Origin of the sequence: Halomonas sp. AOP5-B2-8 (assembly GCF_052376475.1) — a bacterium.
Classification (GTDB): Bacteria; Pseudomonadota; Gammaproteobacteria; order Pseudomonadales; family Halomonadaceae; genus Vreelandella; species Vreelandella casei.
In genome coordinates this window covers 569,600-582,521 of record NZ_JBQSVS010000001.1, presented here as the reverse complement: position 1 = coordinate 582,521, position 12,922 = coordinate 569,600, and the positions used below count along the sequence as shown (strand labels likewise).

The 12,922-nt window shown below is 54.4% G+C and carries 10 protein-coding genes; 6 read left to right on the top strand and 4 right to left on the bottom strand.

What is annotated here, in order from left to right; genetic code table 11:
- Nucleotides 1-48: 48 nt before the first annotated feature.
- Entirely contained in the window at nt 49-903 is an 855-nt protein-coding gene (locus tag ACT3RP_RS02615) for a sulfurtransferase (RefSeq protein WP_096281881.1), read from the bottom strand.
- 230 nt (nt 904-1,133) lie between these two features.
- On the opposite strand from ACT3RP_RS02615, the gene ACT3RP_RS02610 reads away from it, so the two are divergent.
- From ACT3RP_RS02610 to ACT3RP_RS02595, 4 genes are all read left to right on the top strand, one after another.
- Nucleotides 1,134-2,108, top strand: coding sequence for a DUF2157 domain-containing protein (locus ACT3RP_RS02610; protein WP_483393174.1), 975 nt, complete (start codon nt 1,134-1,136; stop codon nt 2,106-2,108).
- A complete protein-coding gene (locus ACT3RP_RS02605) occupies nt 2,072-3,199 on the top strand; it encodes a DUF4401 domain-containing protein (protein WP_483393173.1) in 1,128 nt (375 codons plus the stop codon). Before ACT3RP_RS02610 ends, ACT3RP_RS02605 begins: the two co-directional genes overlap by 37 nt.
- On the top strand, nt 3,189-3,713 hold the full coding sequence (locus ACT3RP_RS02600; protein ID WP_483393172.1) for a GDYXXLXY domain-containing protein: 525 nt from the start codon (nt 3,189-3,191) through the stop codon (nt 3,711-3,713). The genes ACT3RP_RS02605 and ACT3RP_RS02600 overlap by 11 nt, the downstream gene beginning before the upstream one ends.
- A gap of 243 nt (nt 3,714-3,956) precedes the next feature.
- Entirely contained in the window at nt 3,957-5,690 is a 1,734-nt protein-coding gene (locus tag ACT3RP_RS02595; RefSeq protein WP_441685771.1) for a mechanosensitive ion channel family protein, read from the top strand.
- A gap of 129 nt (nt 5,691-5,819) precedes the next feature.
- On the opposite strand, the gene ACT3RP_RS02590 is transcribed toward ACT3RP_RS02595, so the two are convergent.
- The gene (locus tag ACT3RP_RS02590; protein ID WP_483393171.1) at nt 5,820-6,419 is read right to left on the bottom strand and encodes a nitroreductase family protein; all 600 of its coding nucleotides are present in this window, start codon (nt 6,417-6,419) and stop codon (nt 5,820-5,822) included.
- Nucleotides 6,420-6,602: 183 nt separating this feature from the next.
- Nucleotides 6,603-10,073: an acyl-[ACP]--phospholipid O-acyltransferase gene (locus ACT3RP_RS02585; RefSeq protein WP_483393170.1), complete on the bottom strand. Its 3,471-nt coding sequence runs from the start codon at nt 10,071-10,073 to the stop codon at nt 6,603-6,605.
- A gap of 139 nt (nt 10,074-10,212) precedes the next feature.
- Here ACT3RP_RS02585 and ACT3RP_RS02580 point away from each other — a divergent pair, with 139 nt between their 5' ends.
- On the top strand, nt 10,213-10,953 hold the full coding sequence (locus ACT3RP_RS02580) for a helix-turn-helix domain-containing protein (RefSeq protein ID WP_096281875.1): 741 nt from the start codon (nt 10,213-10,215) through the stop codon (nt 10,951-10,953).
- A gap of 16 nt (nt 10,954-10,969) precedes the next feature.
- Here the strand turns inward: ACT3RP_RS02580 and ACT3RP_RS02575 are convergent, their stop codons facing one another.
- Nucleotides 10,970-11,899, bottom strand: a complete 930-nt coding sequence (locus tag ACT3RP_RS02575; RefSeq protein ID WP_096281874.1) for a LysR substrate-binding domain-containing protein — start codon at nt 11,897-11,899, stop codon at nt 10,970-10,972.
- 97 nt (nt 11,900-11,996) lie between these two features.
- Here ACT3RP_RS02575 and ACT3RP_RS02570 point away from each other — a divergent pair, with 97 nt between their 5' ends.
- Nucleotides 11,997-12,914 (top strand): DMT family transporter, encoded by a 918-nt coding sequence (locus ACT3RP_RS02570; protein WP_483393169.1) that lies wholly within the window; start codon nt 11,997-11,999, stop codon nt 12,912-12,914.
- Nucleotides 12,915-12,922: the final 8 nt, after the last annotated feature.

Sequence of the window (12,922 nt, the reverse complement as noted above, 5' to 3'; positions counted from 1 at the left end):
TACTGGGTTTCCGAGTGCTCACCTGCGTTTAGCGTTGGGAGTGAGGATTTAGTCGCCGGTAGCGATAGCCCGTTGAGGGTCGGTGATCCATTCGCTCCAGGAACCTGCGTACAGGCTGGCCAGAGGGTAACCTGCCAGGCAAAGGGCAAACAGGTTATGGCAGGCGGTTACGCCAGAGCCGCAATAGGCCACCAACGCTTCCGGTGAGCGCCCGCCAAGCTTCTCGGCAAAACGCTGCTTGAGCTGCGGCACGGGCAAAAAACGTCCGTCGCTGCCAAGGTTGTCGGTAAACGCCGCGCATTGCGCGCCGGGGATATGCCCGGCTACCGGGTCGATAGGCTCTACATCACCTCGAAAGCGTGGCAAGCCTCGGGCATCCAGTAAGGTGAGGTTCGGCTGGCCAAGGCGCTGCTGTAGTTGCTTGGCCTCCAGCAGCAGGCGGTTATCTGGCTGACCGCTGAAATGCCCGGGAACACTCTGCGGTGAATCCTGGCTCAAGGGCAGGCCGACGGCGAGCCAGGCGTTCAAGCCGCCATCAAGAATGAACACGCCATCTCGCTTACCCAGCCACGCCAGCAGCCACCACGCCCGGGCGGCATAGGCACCGGTGCCATCGTCATAAAGCACGATGGTAGCGTCGTTATCAATGCCCCAGTCTCGCAGGCGATCAACCAGCTGTGCGGGGTCCGGTAAGGGATGACGGCCGGTCACTCCCGGGATAACCGGCGAGCTCAGGTCGCGGTTCAGGTCAGCGAAATGCGCCCCGGCGATATGCCCCGCGGCATAACTTTGCTGCCCATAGCCCGGGTTTTCCAAAGCAAAGCGGCAATCCAGAATCACCAGGCCGGGCTGCTGTTGCTTTTGGCCTAGAGCAAGTGGGCTAATTAGCTGTGCGAGGGACATAGCGGGCTCCTGAAAAATAAGTCGAACATTGATCCTACTGCATTTCTTATAAGGCGTGGGCCTGGAAGAAGTAAAACCTTATAGTGCTTCCTTCTTTCATTGTTAATCCTAAGTACGCATCAATGGCACTGACGGCCTCTTTCGCTCGCGCGCGTTAGCGTCTATGGTCAGGCTATGCTGACCGATCGGCATTGTTGAGTGCTAACTTCTCTACCTTCCCAAGGAATGCCATGGCTTCTTCACGCCGTGAACTGGTGTCGTTAATTGAGCAAAGCGTCATACCGCCAGAGCAGGTGACACACGCTATTGAGGCTGCTGGGTTGAGGCCATCGCCCCGTGACTGGGCGATCTTTGTTGATCGATTACTGCTGTGGCTAGGCGGGCTGGCGCTAGCCTTTGCGGTGTTGTTTTTTATTGCTTATAACTGGCTCGAGATGGAGCGTTGGCTGCGCTTTGGCGTGGTGCAAGCCGCGGTGTTGCTGGCGGTAGGTATCGCCGTGTGGGCCAAGACTCGCCTGACCTTACAGCGTGTGGCGCTAACGTCGGCCACTTTGTTAGTGGGTGTACTGCTAGCGCTGTTTGGTCAGGTGTACCAAACCGGTGCCGACCCCTGGCAGCTGTTCTTTACCTGGGCGTTACTAACGCTGCCCTGGGTCTGGGTGGCACGTTTTGAGCTACTTTGGGTACTGTGGTTAGGGCTGCTCAATCTTGCCATCGGGCTTTATTTTCGTACTTGGGGTGGACCGTTTGGCGCCCTGGCAAACAGTGACGCTGCGCTGTGGGGGTTGTTGGGGATCAATACCCTTGCATTGATCTTCTGGGAGTGGGGCGCTTATTCCGGGCGTTGGGGTGAAGGTCGTTGGGCCGCTCGCTTGCTCGCGGTGGGCAGCGGGGTACCGGTCACGCTGCTATTGATGTCCCTGATTGCCGAGATGCAGCCGATGTGGTCGTCAGTGCTGGTGATTTATCCTCTCTGGCTTGTGGCGCTGTATACCGGTTATCGCCACTGGCAGCCGGATCTGTTCATGATCGCAGGTGGCTGCGTCTCAGTGATTGCCGTGGCCACGTGGCTGCTTGCTCGATACTGGCTATGGGAAGGTGAGTGGCAGGCAGGAAGTTTGTTGTTTATGGCCATCGCGGTGCTAGCGATGGGCGCCTGGGCTGTCATATGGCTGAAACGGCTACACCGGGAGACATGGCAATGATGCGCAGAGCCGACGATGCTCAAACAAATAGTTTAAAAGCCAAGCTGACCCAGTCAGGCATTGTGTTAAACGCTTCTACGCTGCCGGCGACGCTAGAAACGCCGTGGTTTGTGCGCGTGTTGCAGGCTTTTTCCGGTTGGCTGGCGGCGTTTTTTTTACTGGGCTTTATCGCCATTGGCGGAGTGTTTGTTGTCGAGAGCGCCGCTGCATCGTTGGGTCTGGGGCTCGTTTTGATCGGCGCTGCTTTTGCGCTACTGCGGGCAGTTCACAGTGATGTGCTCGAACATCTGGCGCTCGCCATTAGCTTAGCCGGGCAGCTACTAGTGGGCTGGGCCGCCATCGAGCATTGGAATAACGCTGCCTATGTATGGTGGTCGATGCTGGGTTTGCAGAGCGCACTGGCGCTGGTGATGCCAAGCGTAACGCATCGTGGCTTTTCTGCCTTTGCTGCCAGCGTAGCGCTGTATCTGGCGTGGGTAACAGCGGCAACGGGGATGGCCGCCAGTGGCATTGTGCTGTGTGCACTAACCGCACTTTGGTTAAACGAATTTCGCTGGCCACGTCGCATTAAAGAGATGCAGGCGTGGGGCTATGGACTAGCGTTGGGCCTGCTGGTCACTCAGGGGCTAGCGCATGCGGGTCATCCGCTGCCGTTTCTTTATGAAGCGCTGGATAGCAATTTAGTGCGGCTAGGGGTTTGGATGAGCGTTGGGCTCGTTGCGCTGGCACAGCTGATTCTTTTCCAGGCGCTGTTTAACAAACAGCCTTTAGCTAGCGTGCGCTGGATGACCTACGCTGCCGGTGTGGTGCTGTTGGGGGTGACGTTTTATGTCCCTAGCGTAGGCCAGGGCGTGGTGGTCATGCTGTTAGGCTTTGCTATTGGCAATCGCGTGCTGACGGGGTTGGGGATGCTTTCGCTGATGCTGGCGATCGGCAGCTATTACTACTGGCTGGACGCAACGCTTCTGACGAAGTCGATAGCGCTTTTGGTGATGGGAACCCTGCTGCTAGGGCTGCGTTTTGGGCTACACCGGAGGTGGGAAGCTAGGATTGCTCACTCGAGCGATGGGAGCGTAGACAATGATGCCTAACGCGAAAGCAAGCAGGCTGGTGATTCTCGTGGGCATGTTGCTGGTGTTGGCCGTGATTAATGGGGCAATTTGGCAGAAAGAGCGTCATTTGGCGCTGGGTGAGATTGTCTACCTTGAGCTCGCGCCGGTCGACCCGCGCTCATTGATGCAGGGCGACTACATGTCTTTGAACTTTGCTATCACCAGCCGCATTCAAACGACGTTGGACCAAGAGAGTAACTCCCCGAATGCCTGCAATGGCAACGTCGTTGTGCGCTTAGATGATCAGTATATCGCCCACTTTCAGCGATTAGATGATGGCAGCCCGATCGGTGATCAGGAGCGGCGTCTACAGTATCGACTGCGCAATGGCTATGTGCGTTTTGCTACCAATGCTTTCTTTTTCCAGGAAGGTCATGCCGAACGCTATCAATCCGCCCGCTACGGGCAGTTTCGCATTAACGACCAGGGCGCGCCGCTGCTGGTTGCTTTATACGATAGCGAGTTGAAGTCGCTAGGCAGCCTGGTTAGATAGCGTGCTGTGAAACACATATTCGCATTGCGCATGCCTATGTTTGCTAAACCGAATAGAGAAAAGGAGTGCATGATTGATGAGAACGGTGCTGCTCCTTGCGTCATCAAATAAGATAGGCTGTACTTTACGCTTACTCCTTTTACCCCACTGACATGGATGGCCCTGTGATGATCACAAGGCTGGCTACGTAATTGGTCTGTCGATGGTCGGTAAGCTGGTTCATCTCACTTAATAAAGGCATGTATGAAAGCAAATGGCTTATGGCCCGCATGGATGGTGCTGATCGCAGCACTGCTATTTTCCAGCGTGTGTGTGGCGCAAACTCAGGGAGAAGAGAGCGAAGATAATCGGTGGTTTGCTGTTGATGAAGTAAATACGGGACTTGAAGAAGCGCCGGAGGACGTCAACTTAATTACCCCACGCGAGGCTATTCGAAGTTTTCAAACGCTGGCGGACAACGAAGAGTTTGCGGCGGCGGCGCATGTTCTCAATTTGTCCGATTTATCGCCTGCCGAGCAGCGCGAACAAGGCCCGGAGCTAGCCAAACAGTTGGCTGAAGTATTCAAGCGTGGTGAGTTGCTGAACGTTGCCAATCTTCCTGGCCGCCGAGACGCGCTCATTGAGAATACGGCTGGGCAGGAGCCTAATCCTCAAGCAGGCCAGCCGCGTCGAGACTTGGAAATAACGTCACTGAAAGTGGGCAGTGATACTTACGATATACGGCTGGGCCGTTACCGAGCCGGTGATCAGGATCCCGTTTGGCTGATTATGTCAGACAGCGTGTCGTCGATTCCGCTACTTTATAAAGAATATGGCCCTTCCATGCTGGAGGAGCATATTCCGGAACGCTTTAAGGAATCGCTCGGCGTGCTGATGATTTGGGAGTGGATCGCCATTCCCATTTTCCTGATATTGGTTGCGCTCATGGGGTGGGGGGTTTATCGCTTTGTTGGGTTGCTGGCGAAGCTAATTCCTTCCGGCGCAAAAAGCATCTTTGTGGGCAGAATAAAAGGCCCCATGGCACTCATCATGATGTCTCTGGTGACGCAGGTGGTGCTGGACTATGTGGTCTCTTTCTCTGCTATCGCTATGGGTACCTTCCGCGTTGTGTTAACCGCCATTCTGGCGTGGGGCGCGGCAACCATTGCACTGCGCTTGGTCGATACCATTATGCTGCGTATGACGCGGCGTTTAGTGGGCGAGATTGATGATACAAAATCGCGTGATGAGCGCCGGCTGTTGACATCGCTCTACGCGTTACGCCGCGTCATCATTCTGATCACGGTCATTGCAGTATCGGTTTACGTACTCAGCCAGGTTCAGATCTTCGAAACACTAGGCTTGTCTATTCTCGCCTCCGCAAGCGTTCTTGCGGTACTGGTCGGTATTGCTGGCCAGGCCATGCTGGGGAACATTTTGTCTTCTTTTCAGCTGTCGCTGGCCAAGCCGATCCGAATCGGTGACTTGGTTATGTTTGAAGGGCAGTGGTGCTATGTGGAGGGGATTTTTTATACGTTTATTCGATTGCGCTCATGGGACGAGCGGCGGTTGATCGTACCCGTCACCTATTTTGTGTCTAAACCGTTTGAGAATCTTTCGGTCAAAAGTACCAAGATGTATCGGTTTTTGAAATTGACGCTGCACTTAAGCGCTGACGTTGAGCTCTTAAGGCAAACGTTTTTAGACGTTGCTAAGGATGAAGAGAATGTTATCGAGCACCATAAGCTGCTGTGCTATGTGACAGGGCAAACCGCAACGGCGCAGATCATTACTTTTTACCTGATGACGTCCGACCCGCTAGCAGGCTGGGTGGCAGAAATGAACGTGCGTGAGAAACTGCTGGCCTTTATTCGCGATAACCATCCGGATTGGTGGCCACGCGATGTGATGGTCATTAGCCATAACGATATTGCGCGGGGTGAGCCGGGCAAGCGCTCTACGCCATTGGATAGCGCTGACGTAAAGCCTTCTGAATAGGCACCACAAGCGCTCTTGATGAAGGTCGGCCTCTAAAAGGCATCGCCCGCTGTCGCTGAATAATCAGTGGCAGCGGGCGAAAACAAGTTCGTGATGGGCGCTTACTTAGGACATGTCCTAAGCTGTGGCTTAAGAAAATACGCGGAAGCGTTGCTCATCGTCCATGAACGTTTTTTCGCCAAACGGTGCTTCATTAGAACCGAAGGGCATTTGCGCGCGTAGTGTCCAGGAAGCCGGTAGATCCCAGGCATCAAATACGGCATCGTCGATAATGGGGTTGTAGTGCTGCAGGCTGGCGCCAATGTCGGCCTGTGAAAGGGCCGTCCATACGGCAAACTGGGCAATGCCGGTAGCATGCTCTGACCAAACAGGGAAGTTGTCGGCGTAGAGCGGAAATTTCTCTTGCAGCCCTTTGATGACCTCTTGGTCTTCAAAAAACAGCACGGTGCCAGCACCAGCAGCAAAGCTGCTGATCTTCTGCTCAGTAGGCTCAAAAGAGTCCGCAGGTACGATTTTACGCAGCGTTTCCATGACTATCTGCCAGAACTTGTCGTGCTGTTCGTTGAACAGAATAACCGCACGCGAGCTTTGTGAGTTGAACGACGTGGGTGCCTGCTTAACGGCTTCTTTGATCAATGCCGCTGTATCGTCTTGGCTGATGGCAATGTCTTTGCCAATGACATACTGGCTACGACGCTTCTTGAAGATTTCAATAGCTGGATTAGACATTTAACGCTCCTTCTTTGTTTATCCGAATTTTTGAGGGGGAAGATAACCTCAAAACATTGGAAATGAATTTAATACACATCCGGATTAGAAACCATGGAGAAAAGTCAGCGGTTTCAGTGAAAAAAATCCTTTTATTCATCTCTCTAATGATGCCCGCAGGTATCGGTGGCCGAGTAGAGCACTCTATTTCGCGCTTTCGGCCAATCTTTTCTGTGCCAGACGCTTGGCGCCCGCAATATCCTGCTTGCCTGACCCCAAGCGAGGAAGGGCATCCACGGTAAGCCAGTCACTGGGCACCATCATTGATTTCGTGCCGTTAGCGAGCATAGCGGCTTTTACGGTGCTGGCATCTAAAGGTGTTTCCGATAGCATTACAATGCGTTCGCCTTTACGACTATCGGGGATGTTGACCGCCATTAGCGCGGTGTCAGGCTCCTCAAGTGCGGCTTTAACGGCCTGTTCTACGGCGCCTAGCGCGACCATCTCGCCGCCAATTTTGGCAAAGCGTGCGTAGCGGTCGATCAGCGTTAAAAAGCCGTCTTCGTCGAGAAATCCTTTGTCCCCAGTGACGTACCAGCGCTGGCCATCAATGTCGCGTAGCGCCTTGGTCGTGCGTTCAGCATCGTTAAGATAGCCCTGCATGACCTGTGGGCCACTGATCAAAATCATACCCGCTTCGCCAGTGGGTAGTTCTTCGAAGCTTTCAGGCGAAACGACTTTGAAACCAGTGCCAGGCAGCGGCATGCCAACGCTGCCAATTTTGCTACCGCGCTGCACCTGCTGGTAATGAATGCCGAGGGCATCCGGTAAGTTGACCGAGGCAACCGGTGACGTCTCCGTCGCGCCATAGCCTTCATAAATCGGTTTGTGGAATTTCAGTGCAAAGCTTGTACGTACGCTGTCATCAAGCTTTTCTGCGCCGGCCACGATCACCCTCAGGCTATCCAGCATTAGCGGATGCACCTTTTGGCTGCGTACGAACAGGCGTAGAAGGCTGGAGGTACCAAACATAATGGTCGCTTTATGCTTGGCAACCGTGCCGGCTATGCCGGGGGCATCGGTTGGGTCGGCGTGACACACTAGCGGCACCCCTTCAATGAGCGGTAGCAGCTGCGTGACGGTGAGGCCAAAGGCATGAAACAGCGGCAGCGATCCCATCACAACGTCGTTGCTTTGTGTATTAAGAACGTCAGAGGTCTGTTTGATGTTGGCCATGAGGTTGCGGTGGCTCAACATCACGCCCTTAGGCTGACCTTCGCTACCGCTAGAGAACAGGATCGCGGCCGTTGCATCCGCATCATGGCTACTGCTAAAGCAGCGCTGTAATAGCCACGTGGGCAGTAGGCGTACGGCAAGCCAGGTACTGGCACGCTCGGCGCGGCTGATCGTTGACTGTAGGGTTTCCAGATACATTACTTGCTGCTGGCCAAGTAGCTGGTCAACCGCTAACCCGCGCTGGGCTAGCGTTGCTACAAAGCGCTTTGAAGTGAACACCGTTGTAATCTCTGCCTGGGTGAGCGCAGACGCCAGTGCGTCTTGGCTCGCCGTGTAGTTGAGGTTCACAACGGTTTTATCCGCCAGCAGCGTAGCCATGTTGGTGATCACTCCAGCGCTGCTGGTAGGCAGCAATAGGCCAACGTTTTGCCCAGGGCAAAGCTTACGGATGCGCTTAGATAGCAGTGCGCTGGCGGTTAACGCTTGGCTGGCACTGAGCGGACGCCCAAGGGTGTCGGCTAGCGCAAGCTCGCCTGGGCGGCGCTTAACGCTTTGAATCCAGGCATTAGCAAGCGTGGGTAGTTCGCCCATGGCCCGCTGCCAGGAACGGCTAGCCTGTTCAAAAATACGTCGTTTGAGCACATCGGCGGGCGTGTCTTTGGGCAGTGGTTTTCCAAAAGCGACCACCACCGAACGGTGCAGTGGGGCATTGCGCAGCTCTTTGAGCTTGCTTGATGAATGTGAGAACTGGCTGCCCCATAGTCCACGCAGGTAGAACGGGATTATTTTGACGTCAGGATTGGCCATTTTACAGGCGCGTTCATAGCCGCGCCGAAATTCGCCAAGCTGGCCATTGCGACTAATCGCTCCTTCAGGAAACAAACACACCACTTCTCCGGCATTGAGCAGTTCGGCTACATCGCTTAGCGCCTGTTCGGCAGCGGCGCCGCGTTCGATAGGAATACAGCCCAGCGCTTTAAAGAACCAGCGTAGATACCAGCGCTGGTAAATGCTTTTTAGCATGACAAAACGTACGGGCCGCGGGCTGGCAATTTGCACCATGGCCCAATCCAACCAGCTGATATGGTTGCCCAGTAGTAGCACGCCGCCTTGTGCCGGTAGGTTTTCCAAGCCGTGAACATCCACGCGATAGTGTCGCGTGAGCAGAAAGCTTAGCAGAAGGCGCACTAGGCTTTGGGGTAGCTTGAAGATAGTGTAACCGCCGCCGACCATGGCCACAGCCGCGATGAGAAGCAGCAGATAGTGACTATCCACACCGGCCAGCGCGAATAGCGCCGTGAGCATCAAAAAGCCCAGCATGGCGATATTTTGAATCCAATTGTTGGCAGCCAGCACGGTACCTAATTCGTGATCGGCCGCGTGAAACTGGATCAGCGCATTCAGCGGTACGATAAACAGCCCGCCCATGATGCCAATAAACACGAAATTGAGCGCTTGGCTAAGCGGCGTTGATAGCAGGGGAAGGCACCATAGCCCCGCGGCCACGCCGATAGCGCCCAAGGGAATAAGGCCGGTTTCAATACGGTTGCGGGAAAGCTTACTCGCCAGCAGCGACCCGGCTGCAATGCCAATGCCGCTCGCGGCGAGAATTCCTTGAAGCACAAGCGTGTTATCGATACTTAGCGCATCTTTCGCATAGGCGGGGAAGGCTGCCAGCAGCACTTGGCCAACGGACCAAAACGTTGCAAGGCCGATAATCGACAGCCTGAGAACAGGCTGGCGCGCCACGATACGCAGGTTGTCTTTTAGCGCGCGGCCCTTAATGTAGCGCTGCCAGGTAAGCGGTGTTTGGGAGCGTGGCGTGTTGTCCAATGGCAGGCGATAAAGCGTGACCACTTGGAGAGCGCTATTGAGCACGAGCAGCCAGCCCAGCGGTGCAATGTGACGTAACAGCTGCGCTGGCGTCTGGTCATCAGGCGATACCCAGGTTTCAAACAGTGCGGTAAAGGCCACGGTGCCCGCTAAAATAGCGCCGATAGTGACCGCCTGAATCAGCCCGTTGGCTTCCGCCAAACGTGGCTTGCCGAACAACCCCTTTACCAAGCCGTATTTAGCCGGGGAGTAAAAAGCCGATTGAATGGCAAGCAGTAGCGTCATCGCGAACGCTAACCAGAACCATCCCTGGTAGTACGCGGCGGTGATGCCGAGTGAAATAGCCACCGCCGCCCAGGCAGAAACACGCATGACGCGCACCTTGGGGTAGCTATCTGCCACATGGCCAGCGGGGCTAAACATTAAAATAAATGGTAGCAAAATTAAGCCATTTACCAGGGCCGTGAGTACGACCTGGGTGGTGCCGTCATAGCTTTTGAAGATCGTATTCTGAATAACGATCTTGTGACCCAAATCCACAAACGCATTGAGAAAGATAGCGATCAAGTAGGGCCAGGCGCCCCTCATGTGCAGTACGTTTCGCATGTATAGGTTGCCTTATCAATTCCTAGAAGTAGCAGCAATGTGTGCAAGAGGCGATATTTTTGCAACTCTAATGCGCTAAGTTGTAGCATGCAGGCTTTAGAGTATCTTTATTTGCTACTTTTGGTGCTAGGAGGCGCTTGTGTCCCAGGCCAGTTCACTCATTAAGACCTTGAAACGCCAGCTTCGTGCTCAGGGTAAAACCTACGCTGATGTCGCCCAGTGGCTAGCCTTAAGCGAAGCCTCTGTTAAGCGCCTGTTCGCAGAACAGCACTTCACGCTAGCGCGGCTTGAGTGCATTTGTGATCAGCTTAATATCGAGTTCGTCGAGCTGGTACAGGCCATGCAGAATGACGAACAGCGTTTACAGCAGCTGACCCAGGCTCAAGAGCAAAGTATTGCCGATGATCGCGAGCTGTTTCTGGTCGCTGTGTGCGTCATTAATGGCTATAGCTTCAACGAAATCCATCATCAATACCAGTTGAGCGAGGCCGAATGCACACAGCAACTGGTTAAACTTGAACGGCTTAAGTTGATCGACCTGTTGCCAGGTAACCGGATAAGGCGCCGGGTAGCCGCGAATTTTCGCTGGCGCCCGGGTGGGCCGATCCAGTGCTTTTTCCAGCAATATCTAGCCAGCGAGTTTTTTCGCTCCCGCTTTGATAGTGACAGCGAAAAGCTAATGGTGCTGAACGGCTTGTTGTCCCCCGCGGGTAATGAAGAGTGGCAGCAGACGATGCAGCGCCTCGCAAAAGAGTTTCATGCCCTGTGTGAGCGGGAAAGTAGCCTGCCTATCCATAAGCGCTTTGGCACCACGTCTGTGCTGGCCGTTCGCCAGTGGCAATCGGTGTTGTTTAAAGAGTACGCCCGGGTAGATCGTTAACGTCGCTAAGCAGCCACTATATTGTGCGGAAGTTGGTGGCTTCCTGCTGCAGCCAAGTGACGAAGCGAGCTACCGCCGGTGGCATATCTCCTTCGATAGGCAGAAGTAGATCGTAGGTTAAGGGAGACGCCAGCGAGTATCTGTCTGCAAAAGGGCGTACCAAAACACCGCTAGCGAGCCGATCAGCGACCAAAGGGTAGCTAGCAAGTACCACACCTTGCCCGGCAATGGCCTGATCGAGTGCCAGGCTGTATAGCGAGTATTGCCGCTGATTGGGTTTTTTGTGCATCGCTACCCCAGTGCTTTTAAACCAGTCATGCCAGTTTGGTATTGGGGGACCCGCATGACGACACCAGTCCACGGTGAGCAATGTCTGGGTTAGCAAGTCGCTAGGGGCTTGCAAGTTTGCCTGCTTGAGTAGGGATGGTGAACACACGGGAAAGAGGGTGTCTTCAAACAGTCGCAGACTGGTAACACCCGGCCAGGGGCCTTGGCCATAGCGCAACGCTAAGCGTGCTCTGTTAGGCAACCATAACGGTGAGATTAAGCGCGCTTCGGCATCCAGAGATATTTCAGCTTGCCGTTCGCTAGCTTCAAAGTGGGGCAGGCGAGGAAGTAGCCACAGCTGTAGAAAAGAAGGCGGTGCACTCAGTAGCAATTGAAAGGCATCTTCGGAGCGCTCGGTGACATGCTGTACGCCGTTGGCGATACGCAACAGGCCGGCTTGCACATCTTCAGCCAGCATATGGCCCGCTTCAGTGGCACAAACCCCATTAGCATGGCGTTCAAATAGCTTCACGCCCAAGCGGTCTTCTAACAGTTTAACCTGTCGGCTAACTGCACCCGGGGTAACATCTAGGCGATGTGCAGCGGCTTTGAAGCTATTTTCTCGCACCGCTTCGGCAAACGCACGCAGTGCATTCAGCGGTAGTCTTTCAATTCGCATAGCATGAGTTTTCCTGAGCCTAGGCCTGAAAAGTAATCGTTTGTAGAAAATCGAGCGCCCTGCTGAAATGGCCACCTTGATCTTACAGGAGTACGTAATGAACCATCAAAGGACGGCCTCATTCACTTCTGCTGCCATTTCTCAGCGTAAGTCGATGGATGCTACGGCAGCATCGCTGATGCTGTTGTTTTGTCTGGTGTTGGGATTTCAGCAAGTGGCAATTAAAGGCGTGGCTGAAGATATCTCACCCGTTGTACAAATAGCATTGCGCTCCGCTATCGCAGGATGCCTGGTAGGGTTGCTCGCCTATTGGCGAGGAATTCGTTGGAAAGAGGTGGGCCATCACTGGGGCCCTGGGTTGCTGGTTGGACTCGGATTTGCTGCCGAGTTCGGTTTTGTTGCATGGGGGCTTAACTATACGCTTGCATCACACATGTCGGTCTTTCTTTATACGGCCCCCATCTTTGCGGCGTTGGGATTACATCTTTGGGTGCCTGGTGAGCAGCTTTCAGCCCGCCAATGGTGGGGTGTCGGTCTAGCGTTTTTAGGAATGGTGATAGCGATGGCGCCAAGCGGTGCTTATGGCATCCATATTATTATTGGCGATGCTCTGGGCTTGCTGGCTGGCCTTTCGTGGGCGGCCACGACCGTCGTGATCCGCAGGACCTCGCTTTCCGAGGCGCCGGCAGAGCTTACTCTAAGCTATCAACTAAGCATTACGGCCCTATTGTTACTGCCAGTGGCCGCTCTATCGGGCCAGTTAGTGAATCCACAGTTTACGTCCATGGCTGTCGCTAGCCTTGGCTTTCAGGCGCTAATTATTTCGTTTGCCGCACTGATGCTGTGGTTCACATTGTTGCGTCGTTATCGCGCTTCGCAGTTGGGCGTGTTCTCTTTTCTCGGCCCGCTTTTCGGCGTGCTTTTTGGTACCCTATTGCTCAATGAACCGTTAAGCACCAATTTTCTAATGGGTGGCGGCGTTATCTTAGTCGGCATTGTCCTGGTGACGCGCTAAACCCATAA